Origin of the sequence: Polynucleobacter sp. 73C-SIWE (assembly GCF_018882465.1) — a bacterium.
GTDB lineage: Bacteria > Pseudomonadota > Gammaproteobacteria > Burkholderiales > Burkholderiaceae > Polynucleobacter.
On the sequence record NZ_JACVOK010000001.1, the window covers coordinates 210,270 to 227,567 of the forward strand.

23 protein-coding genes are annotated in these 17,298 nt (G+C 44.3%); 13 read left to right on the forward strand and 10 right to left on the reverse strand.

Features of this window, described 5'->3' with window-relative positions; genetic code table 11:
* Positions 1-147 precede the first annotated feature (147 nt).
* From ICN17_RS01070 to ICN17_RS01085, 4 genes are read left to right on the forward strand one after another with little or no spacing between them, the layout of a single operon-like run.
* A complete protein-coding gene (locus ICN17_RS01070; RefSeq protein ID WP_216235746.1) occupies positions 148-1,062 on the forward strand; it encodes a DUF6662 family protein in 915 nt (304 codons plus the stop codon).
* A gap of 15 nt (positions 1,063-1,077) precedes the next feature.
* Positions 1,078-1,611, forward strand: a complete 534-nt coding sequence (locus ICN17_RS01075) for an FMN-binding protein (protein WP_216235748.1) — start codon at positions 1,078-1,080, stop codon at positions 1,609-1,611.
* Positions 1,608-2,426 carry an FAD:protein FMN transferase gene (locus ICN17_RS01080; RefSeq protein ID WP_216235749.1) on the forward strand — a complete coding sequence of 273 codons (819 nt, stop codon included), beginning with the start codon at positions 1,608-1,610 and terminating at the stop codon, positions 2,424-2,426. Before ICN17_RS01075 ends, ICN17_RS01080 begins: the two co-directional genes overlap by 4 nt.
* Entirely contained in the window at positions 2,423-2,881 is a 459-nt protein-coding gene (locus ICN17_RS01085) for a hypothetical protein (protein WP_216235750.1), read from the forward strand. The genes ICN17_RS01080 and ICN17_RS01085 overlap by 4 nt, the downstream gene beginning before the upstream one ends.
* Before the next feature lie 10 nt (positions 2,882-2,891).
* On the opposite strand, the gene ICN17_RS01090 is transcribed toward ICN17_RS01085, so the two are convergent.
* The 3 genes from ICN17_RS01090 to ICN17_RS01100 form a co-directional block, all read right to left on the reverse strand.
* The gene (locus ICN17_RS01090) at positions 2,892-3,104 is read right to left on the reverse strand and encodes a DUF2892 domain-containing protein (protein WP_216235751.1); all 213 of its coding nucleotides are present in this window, start codon (positions 3,102-3,104) and stop codon (positions 2,892-2,894) included.
* 66 nt (positions 3,105-3,170) lie between these two features.
* Positions 3,171-3,482: a metalloregulator ArsR/SmtB family transcription factor gene (locus tag ICN17_RS01095; protein WP_216235752.1), complete on the reverse strand. Its 312-nt coding sequence runs from the start codon at positions 3,480-3,482 to the stop codon at positions 3,171-3,173.
* A gap of 7 nt (positions 3,483-3,489) precedes the next feature.
* Complete coding sequence (locus ICN17_RS01100; RefSeq protein ID WP_216236613.1) at positions 3,490-4,350, reverse strand: MBL fold metallo-hydrolase; 861 nt, start codon at positions 4,348-4,350, stop codon at positions 3,490-3,492.
* 86 nt (positions 4,351-4,436) lie between these two features.
* Between ICN17_RS01100 and ICN17_RS01105 the strand changes: the two genes are divergently transcribed.
* A complete protein-coding gene (locus ICN17_RS01105; RefSeq protein WP_216235753.1) occupies positions 4,437-5,258 on the forward strand; it encodes a sulfite exporter TauE/SafE family protein in 822 nt (273 codons plus the stop codon).
* Between the two features lie 16 nt (positions 5,259-5,274).
* Here the strand turns inward: ICN17_RS01105 and ICN17_RS01110 are convergent, their stop codons facing one another.
* Positions 5,275-6,177: an EamA family transporter gene (locus ICN17_RS01110; protein WP_255538229.1), complete on the reverse strand. Its 903-nt coding sequence runs from the start codon at positions 6,175-6,177 to the stop codon at positions 5,275-5,277.
* A complete protein-coding gene (locus ICN17_RS01115) occupies positions 6,170-7,795 on the reverse strand; it encodes a GMC family oxidoreductase (protein ID WP_216235756.1) in 1,626 nt (541 codons plus the stop codon). Before ICN17_RS01115 ends, ICN17_RS01110 begins: the two co-directional genes overlap by 8 nt.
* An 81-nt stretch (positions 7,796-7,876) precedes the next feature.
* Between ICN17_RS01115 and yjgA the strand changes: the two genes are divergently transcribed.
* Positions 7,877-8,404 carry a ribosome biogenesis factor YjgA gene (gene yjgA, locus ICN17_RS01120; protein ID WP_216235758.1) on the forward strand — a complete coding sequence of 176 codons (528 nt, stop codon included), beginning with the start codon at positions 7,877-7,879 and terminating at the stop codon, positions 8,402-8,404.
* A 15-nt stretch (positions 8,405-8,419) separates the two neighbouring features.
* On the opposite strand, the gene ICN17_RS01125 is transcribed toward yjgA, so the two are convergent.
* Genes ICN17_RS01125 through pcaD form a run of 3 tightly spaced genes read right to left on the reverse strand, consistent with a single transcriptional unit; the run spans position 8,420 to position 10,517 of the window.
* A complete protein-coding gene (locus tag ICN17_RS01125) occupies positions 8,420-9,475 on the reverse strand; it encodes an acyltransferase (RefSeq protein WP_216235760.1) in 1,056 nt (351 codons plus the stop codon).
* 8 nt (positions 9,476-9,483) lie between these two features.
* Positions 9,484-9,660 carry a hypothetical protein gene (locus tag ICN17_RS01130; protein ID WP_216235763.1) on the reverse strand — a complete coding sequence of 59 codons (177 nt, stop codon included), beginning with the start codon at positions 9,658-9,660 and terminating at the stop codon, positions 9,484-9,486.
* Between the two features lie 41 nt (positions 9,661-9,701).
* Positions 9,702-10,517 (reverse strand): 3-oxoadipate enol-lactonase, encoded by an 816-nt coding sequence (gene pcaD, locus ICN17_RS01135; RefSeq protein ID WP_216235765.1) that lies wholly within the window; start codon positions 10,515-10,517, stop codon positions 9,702-9,704.
* 89 nt (positions 10,518-10,606) lie between these two features.
* On the opposite strand from pcaD, the gene ICN17_RS01140 reads away from it, so the two are divergent.
* From ICN17_RS01140 to ICN17_RS01155, 4 genes are read left to right on the forward strand one after another with little or no spacing between them, the layout of a single operon-like run.
* Positions 10,607-11,611, forward strand: a complete 1,005-nt coding sequence (locus tag ICN17_RS01140) for a tripartite tricarboxylate transporter substrate binding protein (RefSeq protein WP_216235767.1) — start codon at positions 10,607-10,609, stop codon at positions 11,609-11,611.
* A gap of 9 nt (positions 11,612-11,620) precedes the next feature.
* Positions 11,621-12,532: an amidohydrolase gene (locus tag ICN17_RS01145; RefSeq protein ID WP_216235769.1), complete on the forward strand. Its 912-nt coding sequence runs from the start codon at positions 11,621-11,623 to the stop codon at positions 12,530-12,532.
* Positions 12,533-12,586: 54 nt separating this feature from the next.
* The gene (locus tag ICN17_RS01150) at positions 12,587-12,811 is read left to right on the forward strand and encodes a hypothetical protein (protein WP_216235771.1); all 225 of its coding nucleotides are present in this window, start codon (positions 12,587-12,589) and stop codon (positions 12,809-12,811) included.
* A gap of 18 nt (positions 12,812-12,829) precedes the next feature.
* Positions 12,830-13,201: a hypothetical protein gene (locus ICN17_RS01155; RefSeq protein WP_216236614.1), complete on the forward strand. Its 372-nt coding sequence runs from the start codon at positions 12,830-12,832 to the stop codon at positions 13,199-13,201.
* A gap of 7 nt (positions 13,202-13,208) precedes the next feature.
* On the opposite strand, the gene ICN17_RS01160 is transcribed toward ICN17_RS01155, so the two are convergent.
* Both ICN17_RS01160 and ICN17_RS01165 read right to left on the reverse strand, forming a co-directional pair.
* Positions 13,209-13,589 carry a type II toxin-antitoxin system death-on-curing family toxin gene (locus tag ICN17_RS01160; RefSeq protein WP_216235773.1) on the reverse strand — a complete coding sequence of 127 codons (381 nt, stop codon included), beginning with the start codon at positions 13,587-13,589 and terminating at the stop codon, positions 13,209-13,211.
* Positions 13,590-13,592: 3 nt separating this feature from the next.
* Positions 13,593-13,841, reverse strand: a complete 249-nt coding sequence (locus tag ICN17_RS01165) for a prevent-host-death family protein (RefSeq protein ID WP_087909036.1) — start codon at positions 13,839-13,841, stop codon at positions 13,593-13,595.
* A gap of 204 nt (positions 13,842-14,045) precedes the next feature.
* On the opposite strand from ICN17_RS01165, the gene ICN17_RS01170 reads away from it, so the two are divergent.
* From ICN17_RS01170 to cobA, 3 genes are read left to right on the forward strand one after another with little or no spacing between them, the layout of a single operon-like run.
* Positions 14,046-15,764, forward strand: coding sequence for a nitrite/sulfite reductase (locus ICN17_RS01170; protein ID WP_216235774.1), 1,719 nt, complete (start codon positions 14,046-14,048; stop codon positions 15,762-15,764).
* A complete protein-coding gene (locus ICN17_RS01175; protein WP_216235777.1) occupies positions 15,761-16,354 on the forward strand; it encodes a DUF934 domain-containing protein in 594 nt (197 codons plus the stop codon). Before ICN17_RS01170 ends, ICN17_RS01175 begins: the two co-directional genes overlap by 4 nt.
* Positions 16,355-16,374: 20 nt before the next feature.
* Positions 16,375-17,193, forward strand: coding sequence for a uroporphyrinogen-III C-methyltransferase (cobA, locus tag ICN17_RS01180; protein WP_216235779.1), 819 nt, complete (start codon positions 16,375-16,377; stop codon positions 17,191-17,193).
* Positions 17,194-17,298 lie beyond the last annotated feature (105 nt).

A 17,298-nucleotide genomic window follows, 5' to 3' on the forward strand; every position in this document is an offset into this window, starting at 1 on the left:
AATCTTACAAGCAATACAGAAAAGCCTGATAAGAAAAGCCATTTATCGGAAGCTGGTCATTTTTTCTATTTGAGAATCATTCTCATTTGATGCTATATTGAGAATTATTCTCATTTAGATTTTTTCAACCACCTACCTGATACGACTATGAAAATAACCATCAAAAGACTGATTGCCTTTAGCTTCATCATTGCAAGCGCCCTTCATTTCTCCTTTGCCAATGCCGGCGAAGGAGTATTCGGCTGGATCTACACCCTAGACCTTCAACCCAAAGGGAAGTTGGAGTTTGAACAACGCCTACAACTCAATCAACAACAGGCCGCTGGAACCTATGAGGCATGGACTGCTAGATCAGAATTGGAATATGGCTTAACAAATGATTTGCAAATTGCGGGTTATATCAATTCTTACTACACCAATGCAAATCAAAACTACACCAATCCTGAAGCATGCGGCGATGAGCCAAGCTGTACTGGCGGCTATGCAGTGCCATCCTCGCATGATCCTGCTACAGCATATAGAAAGAGTGGTATTGAAGGGGTCTCACTGGAAGCTATTTATCGACTCACCAATCCAGTAACTTCTCCTGTTGGAGTAGGATTTTATTTGGAGCCTACCTGGGGTAAAAATAAAGATGAGCTAGCAGCTCGACTCTTATTACAGTCTAACTTCCTAGATGATCGTTTAATACTTGCCGGCAATGTTGTAGTAGCAAATGAGCGCTTGAAATTTATTGAGAATGGCAATGTCCCCGAATCAATGCTCGATTTTTTAGTGGGGGCCAGCTATCGGTTTGCTCCTAAGTGGTCTGCAGGCATAGAGGCACGCTTTCATAACGATTATTCAGAACTCAATCTACGCAACCAAGTACAACGCGCCACCTTTGTGGGGCCCAACGTGCACTACGCCTCCAAAGGCTGGTGGGTAACTGGTGCCTGGCGCTATCAACTGGCTGGCGGTAACTGTATGGGTGGCGGTGAAGCTGAATGTTCCAACGCCCGGGTATGGGATAGCCACACCGTTAATGAATTCATTCTCAAAGTTGGTTTTCCACTGAACTAAAGATAAAGACATTCAATGAACTGGAAACCCAACCCTTTTGCGATTGTTGGCTTAGCAATGGTGAGTGTCCCCATTATTGCTCAGGCAAAGATTTATGTGACAGTAGATCAAGTACAGAAAATTCTATTCCCTAATAAGCAGCTCACAAAAACACCCATCATCATTACCGATGATCTCCAAGAGAGGATGCGGGCAGCCTCTAGTATTCGCCACCCCTTTCAAGGGGACCGAGTCTGGAAAGCATCTGATGGTAGCTGGCTCATTGTTGATGAAGTTGTTGGTAAACACGAAATGATTACCTATGCCGTGGGGATCTCTCCCAATGGCAGTATTTTAGGTATTGAGATTTTGGAATACGTTGAATCTTATGGCTACGAGGTAGCAGAAGCTCAGTGGCGCAAACAATTTGTTGGTAAGTCGGCGAAGGATCCTATCAAACTCAATCAAGATATCCAGAATATTGGTGGCGCGACCCTTTCTTGCAAACATATTACCGATGGAGTGAAGCGAGTAGCAGTCTTGTATGACTTAGCTTTAAAGGCTAAATGACCATCCGCTGCCAAGCCCTTTTGGGAACATTTGTAGAAATCACTATCGATCAAGAAAGTGATGGAGCAATCACTAAAGCATTTACTACAGTAGGGCAAGTTCAACACTTGATGAGTTTTTATGATCCCTTAAGTGAGCTCAATCAAATTAATCGCTGGGCCCATCAAGTATCCCTGGTAGTTCACCCATGGACTGCTGAAATCATCAAGATTGCCCAAGAGATATATCAGCAATCAAATGGCTTATTTAATTGCGGCATTGGGCATCGACTTGTTGCTGCTGGCTTATTGCCTCGCCATCTTGATCTATCCCAATATGAGCTAGGCGGCATAGAAGATATTCACTTTATAGACCCGCAAACTTTAAGAGCCTCTAAGCCCGTATGCCTAGATCTCGGAGGAATTGCCAAAGGGTTTGCAGTCGATAAGGCTGTTGAGAGTTTGCTGGCAAGCGGCATTCAATCGGGTTGCGTGAATGCGGGAGGTGATTTGCGAGTATTTGGAACGGCAAGACCAGTGCAAATTCGAAATCCAAGCCGCCCAAACCAGTTGATCGATGTTGGCTCTCTACAAAATGGGGCTATCGCTACAAGTGGCTTGTACTTTTCCAATCGCGATCAAGAACAAAGCCACATCATCAACCCTTTTGCAAAAGATGAATCTGAGGCACATCTCCATTTTTCAGGATCGTATTCCGTCTTAGCGAATGAATGTGTTTATGCAGACGCGCTTACCAAGGTACTTGCACTCTCAAACCTGCGAGATCATACTTGCTTTACCCACTTCTCAGCCAAGACCATCAAGATTGCCGCATGAGTCGTTTAGGAAAAATGCCTAGCTGGCAAAGGTCATTTGTCATTATCAGCATGCTTGCCTGCTCAATGAGTGGGAGCCTATATTTACTTGGCCATGAGTTTCAGGTTCAAAGATCAGCTTTAGGAAAGCACCATATTCTGGCTTTGCATGGAGTCTTTGCGATGATCGCAACTCTCGCCCTAGGATCGGTGCTGCCCTTTCACTTAAAGGCTGGTCTTAAATCTAAAAAGAAATGGTTAAGTGGTTTTAGCCAATTGAGCCTCTTGCTAGCCCTACTCACTACTGGGGCTTTACTCTATTACGGACCTGCAGAAATTCGAGATGCTGTTATTAGTACCCACTGGATCTTGGGACTGCTGTTCTTTACTATTTTTTTAATTCATTCAATCTTGCGATTAGAAATAAGAGGTATCAAAAAGGGGATGTACTTGGCACCCCCTCTAGATAAATCTTGATTCAGTTTAATTACTTACAGCAAGAGCCCTTATCAGCAGATACTCCGCATGAATTTATTCCAAGCAAAGGATAGGCTGGGCAAAAACGAAATAATCCAGTTGCTAATGGAATCACACCCAACCAGCCCCACCATCCAACTACATTACTCGCTGCAAGTGCCACTAACAATGCGCCAACTGCGATTCTTAAGATACGATCAATACCACCGACGTTGCATTTCATGGTGAATCCCTTCTTTTAATAAAACGTTAACTCAATTTTGATTACCGCTTCACTTTGATGCAGTCATTATTTTTTGCAATAGTGCTTATATAGCAATCCCATCACCGCAACAACTACCTGGCTAGCAAGCGAGTAGTAGATTTGCTTGCCATCCCTTCGGGTCTTTACTAGCTTTTCGTTTCGTAAAACGGTTAATTGCTGTGAGAGTGTCGGTTGATGAAGATCTAAGGCAGCTTCAAGCTCGCCAACGCATTTTTCACCCTGACCAATTTCACATAAGAGCATCATGCGATCTCGGTTAGAAAGTACTTTCATGAGCTTGCAAGCATCTTCTGCAGAAGATTGCATTTTCTTAAGCTCAGATTTTGAAATCGGCATATTCATATCAGAGAGTATTGAGTGGAATTTTGAGATAGGACTTACCATTCGCCTCTGGCTCAGGAAAGTGACCAGCACGAATATTGACCTGAATCGATGGCAAGATGAGTTGAGGCACCTCTAAAGTAGCATCCCGCTTACTACGCATTTGTACAAATGCATCTTCAGTAATGCCATCATGGACGTGAATATTGCTTTGCTTCTCTGCGCCTACAGTACTGAGATGGGCCACTGGTCGATCACTTGGAGGGTAATCGTGACACATGTACAGCTTAGTTTCATTAGGATAGGCTAAGATTTTCTGGATGGATTGATACAGGGCTTTAGCATCTCCTCCCGGGAAATCACAGCGTGCCGTACCAACATCAGGCATGAACAATGTATCTCCTACAAATAAGGCATCTCCAATTTCATAAGCCATACAGGCTGGGGTATGACCTGGAACGTACATTGCCTTTAAGGATAAATTACCAAAAGTAAGTGATTCATCATCCTTGAGTAGATGATCGAATTGAGAACCATCAATTGGAAATTGCTCATCTAAGTTGAAGATACCTTTAAAAACTTGTTGCACATTGGTAATGTGATCACCAATGACAATTTTGCCACCAAGCTTACCTTGCAAATACGGGGCAGCAGTGAGATGGTCTGCATGGGCATGGGTTTCTAATATCCAAGCAAGTTGTAGCTTATGCTCAACAATGAATTGGATTACCTCATCTGCAGATTTAGTAGTGGTTCGACCTGACTTAGATTCATAGTTCAAAACAGAATCAATCACTACACAAGCACTTCCCTCACCCGCATAGACCACGTAGGTGAATGTCCAGGTTTCTGGATCGAAGAAAGCTTTAATGTCAGTATGCACTTTTGAGTTCACAATAGTCTTTCTATGATTGATCTTGGTAATTAATATATATATTTATATATTATCTTAATATAAAATAAATTGCAATGGATTACTCAATACTGATCGGCCCCGCCTTAGGCATCCTTGTAGGCCTCCTCATGGGCCTTACTGGCGCTGGTGGAGGTATTTTGTCTGTCCCATTGCTCGTCTTTGCCCTGCATCTATCAGTAGCAGAGGCAGCTCCGATTGCTTTATCTGCTATTGCGCTTGCCGCCGGTGTTGGTGCGCTATTAGGGCTGAAAAATAAAATCTTGAGATACAAAGCCGCTGGATTTATGGCGATCTTTGGATTACTACTATCCCCAATAGGTCTTTGGTTAGCGCAACGCGTACCTAATGGACCATTATTGATTTTATTTAGTTTCACGCTCTTCTATTCATCAACCAATCTCTACAAACAAGCCAGCAGAGAATTATTGGGTATCACTGACTCAGCGAGTAAACCACCACCATGTTTGCTAGATCCATCAATTGGTAAGTTGGCTTGGAATATTCCTTGCGCAAGAGCGCTGATGCTTTCTGGTGGAGTGGCAGGATTTTTATCTGGGCTTCTGGGTGTTGGTGGTGGCTTTGTAATTGTTCCTGCGCTGAAGCGCTATACCGATCTACCAGTTCAATCGATTGTGGCTACTTCATTAGGCGTGCTTGCGGTCATTTCAGCTGGTGGCGCCGTGTTTTCTGCCGCTTCTGGAAACTTGGATTTACTGCTTGCAGCTCCCTTCTCTTTAGGGGCTTTATTAGGTCTTTTGATTGGAATGGCGTTTGGTAAAAAAATCAGTGGTCCGCGCCTACAGCAAATTTTTTCGATTCTTACTTTTGCAGTGGCATTTAGCCTCATGGCCAAAGGCATCAAAAGTTATTACTAGGCAATGAAAATATTGATTATTTTCTAAAGAACTTTTCTAGATTCGGCCAAAATAAGTTCACGATCAGTCCAGTAATCACTAGGCCAGCAGCCAAAATTTTCCACAAAGGGAGCGGTTCGCTTAAAAAATAGACTGAAGCACCCATCCCAAATATCGGCACCAATAATGGAGCTGGTGCCACTACTGCAGCAGGATGCTTTGAGAGCAGCCAAGCCCAAGCAGCGTAACCAAAGACAGTGTTACCCCATGATTGCCAAAACACGCCAGCCCATGCACTCATTGGCGCAGAACTGATTGAAGTACTCATCTGCTCCCATCCACCTTCAAAAATCCAAGAGATCAGAAAGAGTGGTGGCAGCGAAAACACACTTGCCCAGACAACATAAGCAAGCATATTAATAGAGCCAGCACGCCGACTCACCGTATTGCCCATTCCCCAAGCTAGACCTGCAAGAACCACTAAAGCCAATCCCAAAAATGTTGTGTTTGCATCCGTATGGAGCGCAATAATTGCGAGGCCGGTCATTGATACCGAGACAGCAACTGCTTGATAAAGCTTCAAACGCTCTTTTGCAAAGAACATTGCAAATCCAATGGTAAAAAATACCTGTGTCTGCACTACCAAAGAGGCTAAGCCTGGAGAAATTCGCCCATCAATCGCAAAAAATAAGATACCGAATTGCCCAACCCCAATGGCAACACCATATGCACACATATTGGCCCAAGAGACCTTAGGTCTGGGTATAAAAAATGCCAAGGGTAAAAATGCAAAGGTATAACGTAGCGCTGCAAATAGGAATGGTGGAAAGGCATCTAAAGAAAGTTTGATCACCACAAAGTTTGTTCCCCACACCGCCACAATAGCTAAAGCTAGCAGAAGATGACTTAAGGGAAGCTGATTGCTTTTAGGACTATTCAATAGTGAGTAACTCCGCAACACGCTCTGCAATCATCATCGTTGGAGCAGCGGTGTTACCTGAAGTGATGGTGGGCATAGCAGAGGCATCAACTACTCGTAGGTGCTGAATACCTCTGACGCGTAATTGAGAATCTAGTACTGCCATCGGATCATCTACACGTCCCATCTTACAGGTGCCAACTGGATGAAAAATAGTGGTGCCGATATCACCAGCAGCTTTAACCAACTCCGCTTCAGTTTGGTACTGTGCACCCGGCTTGTATTCTTCTGGTGAATAAGGCTGAAGGGCTGGGCTTTGCACAATCTTGCGTGTTAAGCGTAACGATTCAGCCGCAATCTGGCGATCTTCCTCGGTTGATAAATAATTTGGGCAAATCACTGGTGGCGCTTCAGGATCCAGAGAATTGATATGCACACTGCCACGAGATGTAGGTCTCAGATTGCAAACACTAGCTGTAAAGGCATTAAATGAATGCAAATCTTCGCCAAACTTCTCTAATGAGAGTGGTTGCACGTGATATTCCACATTAGCACTCTTTTGCGTTGGAGAACTATAAGCAAAAGCACCCAATTGGGATGGTGCCATCGACATCGGGCCAGAGCGCCTCAAGAGATATTCCAAACCAATCATCAACTTACCAAACCAAGAGTTGGCCTTGGTGTTGAGAGTCTTAATGCCATTGACTTTATAAATCATGCGCAGTTGTAGGTGGTCTTGTAGATTTTGACCAACACCAGGCAAATCAGCCATCACCAGAATGCCTAATGCAGAAAGATGTGCAGCATCACCAATACCGGATCGCTCTAATATTTGTACGCTGCCAATAGAGCCTGCACTCAGTAAAACTTCGCCGCCAGACTCAATTGTGCACAGGGCTTGGTGAAGAACCCCATCTTTGCGATACTCGACTCCAAAGCAACTCTTGGTAGTTGGATCAATCTTGAGCTTAGTAACCATTGCTTCAGTAATCACTGTCAAATTGCTACGCTTGGCCGCCTCTTTTAAAAAAGCCTTGGCAGTGTTTAATCGCAAACCAGAGCGCTGACTGACATCAAAGTAGCCTACGCCAAAGTTATCGCCTCGATTAAAGTCATCCGATGATGGAATGCCTGCCTCTACAGCCGCCTCTCTAAACTTATCCATGATGGGCCAGCGTAGGCGTTGCTTAGATACGGTCCATTCACCACCTTTGCCATGCCAATCATTAGCAGCACTATGGTAATCCTCAAACTTTTTGTAACGGGCTAGAGCATTTTGCCAAGACCAATCATCATCGCCAGTAGCCTCCACCCAAGCGTCGTAGTCACCGACTTGGCCACGCATATAAATCATGCCGTTAATGGAAGAGCATCCACCCAGAACTCTGCCGCGAGGGTAGATTAATGAGCGGCCATTGAGGCCTTTTTCAGTAGCGGTCTTAAAACGCCAATCTGCTCTCGGGTTATCAATGCAATACAGATAACCCACCGGAATATGAATCCAGATGTAGTTATCACTCTTACCCGCTTCAATGAGTAAAACCTTCTTCTTGGGGTTCTCGGTCAAACGTTTGGCCAACATACAGCCAGCGCTGCCTGCCCCAATAATGATGTAGTCGTAGGTATTTGCTTGAGTCATATGCTTGAGCACCTATTATTTACCAAACCCAGAATCCTGACATCTAATTAGGATAGTCCAATACCCGTCTAAAATGGTTGTATGCACATTAATGAGAAGAATCGCACACCCAAGCTAGTCGAGGCTGATGAAGGCCCTAGCAAGTCTGAACTTAAGCGCCAAATGACTGAGCGCCAGAAATTGGCAGAAGTTTTGGCAGCCTTAAGTAGCGATGCTCTCAAAACCATCCCCTTAGATGAAGCAATCAAAGTAGCAATTGCAGAAACGAATAAAATCAAAAGCTTTGAGGCGATTCGTCGCCATAAGCAATATCTTGGCAAACTCATGCGCTTTTTGGATGCAGAAGAGCTTGACGCTATTCAGAAACGTTTAGATGCTATTCAGGGTGTTAGTAAAGCAGAAACTGCCAAGCTCCATTTTTTGGAAAGCTATCGCGATCGCTTAATTGCCAATGATGAAGCTTTCACCAAAATGATTGATCAATATCCCGATATGGATATTCAGAATATGCGTACGCTGATTCGGAATGCCCGTAGAGAAAAAGAGCAAAATAAGCCGCCTAAAGCTTATCGCGAGATCTTCCGGGTCTTAAAAGATATGGGGCTCTAGGTAAATAATCTAGACCTAGATTTTCAGGCGCATTGTAGGTAGCTCAACAGCACGATATAGATAATTTGCAGCGACAGTACTGCAGATCACTACCCCCAACATCAAGACAAGCGCTAGGATCCCGCTTTCATGCATGTACATGCCTGTTGCAATGTACAGGGTATTGGCGAGCAAGATCAATGCAAAGTGAATGAGAAACGCACAATAAGAACGCTGACTTCCCCAAGCAATTATTTCTAGCATTTTGCTATCTGCAGTTGGATATGATTTGTTTCCCCAAAATAGTAATGCTATTGCAACGAACCAGGCTAAATAGTTTCTGAGCCAAATTTCTTGAAAGGAGGAAACGATAATGATGAGTCCGATGAGGAATAGCGCGATTTTGGCTAGGCGATTCACGCCCTGATTATCAAAGCACTTAGCTAGGTAGGCCAAGACCCCTAAGCTGTAAGAGCCAATGAAATAGATAAAGTAGGCCTCATACGTACCAGAGCGATTAAAGAACATAAGTGAACTCACTGCTAGCACGCTAATCACCCAAATGACTGCCTGATATCTTGGAAAGGAAATCAATAAAATAGCCAACACTGAATACAGCTGCCAATCAATCGCGATATACCAAGCACCTGCGGAGATGGAATCCAGCCCTAAGATCCCCTGAATAAAAAAGAGGTGGGCTAAAAATTGTGAAAGTGTTTCGGCTTCACCCACAAATTCATCGCTAATCCAAAAGCGGGCAATATAAGCACAAGCAATCGTCAAGACTAAGGCGGCAGCATAAGGGCCCAATAGGCGCAAATAGCGATTGAGGATGACCTTGAGCAATCCTTGTGCACTAAATTTGACATAAGCGTAGCGAGTTAAAGACTGAGCAGCTAAATAACCCGCCATCACCAAGAATATTTGTACAGCATAGCGACCGTACTCAAAAAGCCAATTCATGATGCCGGGTAGAGCCTGACGAGCATCCTCTGCAATCTGCCCATAACTCGATAAATGGTGAAGAATAATCAGAAGAGCCGCAAAGACCTTTAAAAAATCAATCAGAAGAAATGGTGAGGATTGCTTCAAGTGAATTACTAAGGTTTTTTCTTGCCCATTAAAGAAGCCAGCATCGGGTTTGCCTCAGCTAGCTCTTTTTTAGTTTTGGCTTTAGCTTCAGCAGCCCCAAGCTTGGGAGTCTTGGCAGCATTTTTCATACGCTGAGCAGTAGTTAAGGCTAGGTTCTTATACAGGTCGGTTTTTTTCATTGTCATACAAAATTCTTTCTGTGCTAAGTACCCTTATGACTCGATCACTACAAACTTCTATCAATAGAATCTATGAATTCGCGTACTGTGCGATTAAATGCTGCTGGCTGCTCAATATTGGATAAGTGCGCTGCATCTTGAAGCACTACCATCTTAGAGCCGTCAATGAGTCGATGTAAAACAGTGCCTTGATCGACTGTACAGGCTGGATCATATTGTCCTGAAAGCACTAAAGTCGGGGTTTTGATCTTAAGCAACATCGTGCTTTGTGCCATATCCCTCACCGCACTTCCACAAGCCATATAACCATCAACATTTGTGCCCAAAATCATTTGACGCACTTTTTCAATATCTTTTGGAGCGCGCTCGATAAATGGCGCAGTGAACCATCGCTTGATGGTGCCATCGACTAAACCAGCAATACCTTGAGTTCGAGCAATTTCAAAACGCTCTTCCCATAAACTGCGTGGTGGCATCTCTGAAGCAGAATTGCAAAGCGATAAAGAATGAACTCGCTCTGGATAACGTGCCCCCAATTGCTGGCCAATCATGCCGCCAATGGATAAGCCCATAAAGTGGGCTTTTTCAATTCCGAGCGCATCCAATAATCCAACTGCGTCATCTGCCAGTTGGGCAATCGTATATGGTCCAGGACTTACCCCTGACTGTCCATGCCCTCTTTTGTCATAGCGCAGTACGCGATATCGATCGGCTAGAGCAGGTACGTTCCAATCCCACATGCTGCCATTGGCCATCAGGCTATTTGCCACCAATAAAACGCGGCCATCTTTAGGGCCGTCAAAACGGTAGGCTATATCTATCCCATTTACTTTTGCGGTCTGGACATCCTGCATTTTCGTCATTTGCCTCAATCTTTATTTATCTATTGTGAAGAGCATGTTAGATTATCCAATGAAATAAGTAAAAAATTAAAAAACACTAAGGAGACGAGATGTTCACCTCAATTAAAAAGGGACAGCATGCCCTAAATAGCCTCATTCTTGGCAAGCTCATCATTGCGGCTGGCCTCTGCTTTGGCATTAGCCTGGTGCAGGCCCAAAACTACCCCAATCGGACAGTCAAAATGGTGGTGCCATTAACGACCGGATCAGGCGCTGATATTGCCGGTCGTGTCGTTGCAAAGAATCTTTCAGAAACCTGGAAGCAATCGGTCATTATTGAAAACCGTCCTGGTGCTGGTGGACTCATTGGTACTGGTGTGGTGGTGAACTCCGAACCAGATGGCTATACCCTACTAGTGCAATCTGCCTCTTATGCAGCCAATCCAGCAATTTATAAGAAGCTACCTTATGACCCGCTCAAGAGCTTGGTCGATGTCGCTATTCTTGGGCAAACTCCGTATGTGATGATTACGGCAGCAGATGGTCCTTATCAAACTATTCGAGATTTAGTAATCGCAGCTAAATCCAAACCAGGAGAAATTACCTTTGCCTCTGCTGGCGTTGGTAGCTCAACCCACTTAGCTGCTGAGTACTTCAACCAAATTATGGGCATCAAGCTTATTCATGTGCCTTACAAAGGATCTCCAGAGGCTATTGCTGACACGATGTCTGGTCGCACGGCTTTTTATATGGCGCCACTGGATACAGCCATTGGTCAACTCAAAGGTGGCAAAGTGCGTGCCTTAGGTATCACTAGCAAGACTCGTAATGCGGCAGTTCCTGAGATTGCTAGCATTGCTGAGCAAGGCTACCCCGCTTTTGAAATTGGTCTTTGGTTTGGTGTGTGGGCTCCCGCAGGAACTCCAGCTGCAGTAATTAAAAAGATCAACACCGATATCAACCAATCGATGCAAGATCCCGAAGTCAAAACTGCTTATGAAACTAAAGGCATTAAAGCAACCCCAATGAGCCCTGCTGAATTTGGTAAGTTTGTTCGTGAAGAAATGGCGAAGTATCAAAAAATTGCCAAAGAAGCGAACATCGAACCACAATAAAGAATTGCTTTGACTCAAACCGTTTCAGCACCGCTGTGCCAAGCCCCTGATTCAGAAATCCGATCGCCACAGATTAGATTTCCGGCTGGGGCGGTTGATTGCCACGCACATATATGTGGCCCAGCCAATCAATTTCCGTATTCGCAGGCACGGATCTATACGCCACCCGATGCCACGCTAAATAATTACCAAGATCTACTAGAGATGTTAGGTATTGATCGCGCAGTGCTAGTACAACCGAGTGTATACGGCACAGACAATCGAGCCATGCTCGCAGCACTAAAAGTCCATCCAAAAAAGTTTCGCGGTGTGGCAGTGATTTCTAATGATGTGCATGAAATTAGTGATGAAGAGTTAGAGCGCCTTCATACATCTGGCGTACGCGGCATCCGCTGCAATATTGTGGATGTTGCTGATCAGTCAGCCGGATTGCCCATACAAAATCTAAAAATGCTGGCTGAGCGTATCAAACCTTTTGGCTGGCACTTAGAGCTACTGATGCATGTGAATGAATATCCAAATCTGGCTACAGTTTTTGAAAACTTTCCAGTAGATTTGGTTTTGGGGCATTTTGGTTACTCCCATACCAAACATGGGTTTAAGAATGAGGGGTTTTTGGGGCTTCTAGATCTCCTGAAAAGTAACCGTGCTTGGGTCAAAATGACTGGTCCCTATCGAATTTGTGATGGCGATCTGCCTTATGTCGATATGCGCCCATTTAACGATGCGGTCATTGAGGCAAACCCCCATAGGCTAGTTTGGGGCACCGATTGGCCACATGTGATGGTCAAGCGAAAGATGCCCCATGATGCTGATCTGTGTGACCTACTAGGGTCTTGGGTTCAAGATGAAAATCTCAGAAAATCCATCCTAGTCGACAACCCCTGTATCCTGTATGACTTTGCGGCACTTACTCCCTAAATAGTGGATAGGGCCGACCCATCAGGATTTGTATTTAGCAAGAAAGAAGCTTTTATGGATAACACTTTCACCATCATTTTTGGCATTGTTGCCATGCTCCTACCAATCGTGGTGGGTCGCCTTGTATGGAAACGTTTTGATCAATACTTTGGCCGGGGCGATGAAGCCTATATGGATACTCTTGAATACTTTCTCAAGAAAATTGGCTCCACAATCCTCGTTGCTTTTATATTGCTATGGATTGGTATGAGTCTCGTATTTAGCGGTAGTACTTCTTAATAAAACGCAGTGATCAATATGAACGATCAACTCAAAGCCATCTTTATTAAAGCAAAACTCAACTTTGCTATTTTGGCCAGCATTTTGGTGATTGCAGTATTGGGTAAATTTACTAACCCTGAGTTTACAAATACAGTATTTGTAACAGCAGATCAGCTTGTATCTGATTTATACATTGTATTTATTGCAATTACTTTAGGCGCTTTCATTCCAAACTTTAAGTTAGTTGTACTGGGCTCTATTGCTGCCTTTATTGGAGCAGCAATACTCATTCCAATGGGTATCTTTACTTACTTAACGGTTGACTATGCTTTTTCAATCTTGATCGTCATTCTTGGCTTTGCATCGATTGCCAATCTGTATAAGCACTATCGGGAATTTCGGTTGTAGCAAAAAATTAGGTGTTATGACTCCTAAGCCACCCAGCTAGCTCAACCTCAGTTTTTATATCTGAAGCAATTGCAATAATCCAATCGCCTAACTCAAGAGTTGGAAAATTAATCTCAATGCCGTTTTCAGTTAATATAAAAAATAGGACTGCGGCTGATGTTCTTTTATTCGCATCATTGAAACAATGCCCTTTAGCGATAAAAGTTGCGTAGCATGCTGCCAAGTCAAAAGCGTCCGAAATAAATCCATACTGCAAGCGGTTATGCACCCTCTCTAGCGTAGCCTCTAAGGATTTATCTTTTGCTAAGCCTCGCAACTCTTTTTTACCAATGACCGCATCATGAATCAATACGACATTTTCAACATCAATGACAACAAATTGAGCCATTAATTACTTATCTTTAAGGTAATCTAAGACGTGATCGATCTTCGGTAACTTGGAGCTTATAAACTCAGTCACTTGATCCTTTGAAGCAAGTTTCAATTCAATATCGGCCAGAGCAGCTTTGGGCACAAAATAGCCAATAGCTTCGTTACGATTCAGTATCGCTACGGGCTGATTACCGGCCCTGGCAATCACCTTATTCGGCTCCCTCAGCTCTGTAAGTGATGCTGTGAGAGATGTTAATAGGTTTTCCATAAAGCCTCCAATTAAATATATGTTTAATTGTATATTTAAATACATTAAGAAGGCAATAAGCTTTTAACCCCCCCCCCCTCAAAGCTATTGATGCAGACTTTTGAGGTTTGAATAGGTTTTCAGGCTCTTTATATCTAAATTGCTATAAGGAAACGACTTTTAAGTATTTGTAGCAATATCAAAATCCCTAGACAATCGTGGCTTATGTATAGATATGACCATATTGACCAAACCCTGGTAGATCAACGGGTTGCCCAATTTAGAGACCAGGTTGCCCGGCGTCTGAATGGCAGCCTAGCAGAGGAAGAGTTTCGCCCCTTGCGCCTGCAAAACGGTCTCTACCACCAGCGCCATGCTTACATGCTGCGCGTGGCAATTCCGTATGGCTTGTTTAATTCTAAGCAATTACGAACCATGGCGTTCATTGCTGAAAAGTATGACCGAGGTTATGGCCACTTCACTACTCGGCAAAATATTCAGTACAACTGGGTTACCTTAGAAGACACTCCCGAAATTTTGGCTGAACTTGCCAAAGTAGAAATGCATGCTATTCAAACATCCGGCAACTGTATTCGCAATATTACAAGTGACGCCTTTGCCGGAGTTGCTGGTGATGAGTATGTAGATCCACGTCCTGTTTGTGAATTACTACGTCAATGGTCAACACTGCACCCTGAATTTGCACATTTGCCACGCAAATTTAAGTTTGCCATCAACGGTGCCAAAGAAGATCGCACCATATTACTATGCCATGACGTAGGCATTGAACTCAAGAAAAATACTCGGGGCGAACTCATTGCTGATATTTATGCAGGTGGTGGCATGGGTCGCACACCCATTTTGGGTTCGCTCATCAAGTCCGAATTGCCATGGCAGCTACTACCAAGCTATCTCACCGCCTTACTACGTGTTTACAACCGTTTTGGTAGACGTGACAACCTCTATAAGGCTCGCATCAAGATTTTAGTCAAGGCTTTAAGCCCTGCAGAATTTGCTCGCCAAGTTGAAGGCGAATGGCTATACATCAAAAATGGTGATGACAACTTCACTCAAGCAGAGTGGGATCGTGTTGCTCAGCACTTTACTAAGCCTGATTACAAGAGCTTGCCAAAACTCTCTGATGAGCAAGTAATCAATACTGCCAGCGCAACAGAAAAAATCGCTTTCTCAAAATGGCTAGAGCGTAACGTGAAATCTCATCAAGTTGATGGCTATGCCAGCGTGATTTTGTCGCTCAAACCCCATGGCACTGTGGCGCCTGGTGATGCCACTACTGCACAAATGTTAGCCATTGCTGATTTAGCCGATCAATATAGCTTTGGTGAATTACGTGCTACTCACGAACAAAACTTAGTATTGGCTGATGTAGAGCAAGCTAAGCTTTATGGCCTGTGGCAAGAAGCGAAAAAACAAAAAGTAGCTCTACCTAATATTGGCTTACTCACCGATATCATCGCTTGTCCTGGTGGTGACTTTTGCTCACTAGCAAATGCCAAGTCCTTACCAATTGCTAAGGCGATCCAAGAGCGCTTTGATGATCTCGATTACTTATTTGATTTAGGTGATATCAGCTTAAATATTTCAGGCTGCATCAATTCTTGCGGCCATCATCACGTTGGCAATATTGGCGTGCTCGGGGTCGATAAAGATGGTGAGGAGTGGTATCAAATCACTTTAGGTGGCGAGCAAGGCAATGATGCCGCGATTGGCAAAGTAATCGGACCCTCTTTCTATGCTGATGAAATTCCGGATGTCATGACTAACATCATCAATAGCTATACCCAGCAACGCAATGAGGACGAGTCTTTCATTGAAAGTTATCGCCGTCTGGGTATGGCGCCATTTAAAGAGGCCGCCTACAAGAACAAGAAAGAAAACACTAAGCAAAAAGAGAAGATTGAGACTGTTGGAGAAGTGGCGTGAGTCAACTCAATATCAGCGCTACCAATGCCATTGCTTCACATGAGCAAATCTTGCACTTTCCAAAGAACGGCAAGCCAACACTCGCTAAAAATGAATGGCTGATCTGGAGTGGCAGCCAAGATGAAGGTGGTTTGCCAGACCTAGAGTATGGCGCTCATAAAGTATTGGTTCCCTTTGCCTGGTGGATTACCCATCATAAAGAAGCAGATATTCAAGAAAAAGCAAAGGCCGGCCAAATTGGTGTTTGGTTTGCAGCGGATGATGACATTTTGAAGCACGCAGACCTCGTGGAAGATGGCAAGAAAATATGGCCTCTAGTAGGTGCGCACTTTCCTATTTTCAGAGATGGCAGAAGCTTTAGTACTGCAGCTCTATTACGAGATCGCTTTCAATGGACTGGTGAGATTCGGGCGATTGGTGATGTACTCATTGATCAGCTCCTACAAGGTGCTCGCGTTGGCTTTGATAGTTTTGCATTACGCCCTGATCAAAATACGGATGTTGCCCTAAGACAATTTGATCTGTTTTCAGTAACTACCCAGAATAGTTGGCGCGGCCTCAGAACAACACGCGCTACTGTAAGTGCTTGAGCAAGAAATCCAAAGTTCACATGACAACGCTAAAAAACTCCAATGCCACTAGAACACCTGGAAAGGTATTCTTGGTTGGTGCTGGCCCAGGTGCCGTTGATCTCATTACTGTGCGCGGCGCAAAACTACTAGAGCAAGCCGATATTGTTTTTTATGACGCACTAGTCGACCCGGAAATGCTCCTTCTTTGCCCACAAGCGCTTCAAGTAGCCGTAGGTAAACGCTGTGGCAAGCTCTCGTCTGTCCAGCAATTTATCAATAAGCGTTTAGTGGATGCCGCCCAGAAATACCAAACCATAGTGCGTCTAAAAGGTGGCGACCCTATGCTCTTTGGCCGCGCTGATGAAGAGATCCAAACGCTGAAGGCTGCAGGTATTGCAGTCGAAGTAGTGCCTGGTATTACTGCAGCCTTGGCTGGTGCTGCCAGCATTCAGCAATCATTAACTCTACGAGGAGTGAGTAGAAGTGTTGCTTTTATTACCTTAGCCCAAGGTACTGAAAATCTCCCTGCTGGACAACCCATCGCCAATCCCAGCGCTGATACATTGGTGTATTACATGGGTCGCAAAGATGCCGCCAAAATTGCTCAGCGATTAATTGAGCAAGGGCAACATAGTGGTACTCACAAGCAAGATACGCCCGTGCAAATCTTGGAAGCAGTCAGCACACCACGTGAGCGGCTTTGGAGCAGCACCCTACAAGAGTTGGCCGACGGTAAAGCAGATGCTTGGTTTGATAGCAGCTCACCTGCACTGATTATGGTTGGTGAAGCACTAAAAGAGGTGGCCTCAAGCGAGCGCCCAAATCAAGCCCAAGAGGTCCGACTAAAAACTGCTTAGACTGCTATTGCCTAGCAAATTGCATTAAGAATTCCAGATGTTTATTGCCTGCAGTTCTAAACACTAACAAATATTTTTGAAGAGTGGCTCCAGGAAAATTGTTCA